The following is a 563-nucleotide window of genomic DNA, read 5'->3' as shown; positions in this document are numbered from 1 at the left end:
GATCTGCACCCCGCCGAGCTGGAGCAGTTGCGCCCAGCCGGGGCCGGCCTGCGGGTCCATGAACTGGGGCAGCAGAGCGGCATACAAGAGAGCGATCTTGGGGTTGAGCAGGTTGGTCAGCAGGCCGCGCCGGAACGCGCGCGCGAACGTCTGGTCGGTGACCGGGGCGGCCTCCGGCCGGGCGGGGAACTCCTCCGCCCCGTACGGCTCCCAGGTCGTGGCGGCCGTTGCCGCCGTGGCCCCCGCGGGGTGCGCGGGCGGGGCTATGTCGGGGGCGTACGCGCCGCAGCCGGGGCACACCAGGGCGCCGTTGAGGTGCCGACGGCATGAGGAGCAGTAGTCCATGTGCTTCTTCCTGTGCTGACTACGCCGCCAAGGACATCGGCGACCTGTTCACGTGAGCGTGCTTGGGCCGGTCGGCGAGCAACGCTAACGGCGGCTCCAGGAGGCGGTGCGCAGCACCTGTGACGCTTTTGGAAAGATTGCCTTTCGCGGGTCCGGGGGGATTGCGTTCCCCGGACGGACTCGTGCCCGGACGTGCCGGTGCCGCGCGGGAGGCGTCC

The 563-nt window shown here is 71.6% G+C and carries 1 protein-coding gene; it reads right to left on the bottom strand.

Going from position 1 to position 563, the window contains the following annotated elements; translation table 11 throughout:
• On the bottom strand, positions 1-345 hold a 345-nt coding region (locus ACWGH4_RS32410), incomplete at its 3' end, for a LysE family translocator (protein ID WP_453467160.1).
• Positions 346-563 lie beyond the last annotated feature (218 nt).

This window comes from Streptomyces sp. NPDC054847, assembly GCF_053610925.1.
The sequence above is the reverse complement of the archived record's forward strand: the minus strand, read 5'-3'. Positions and strand labels throughout refer to the sequence as shown.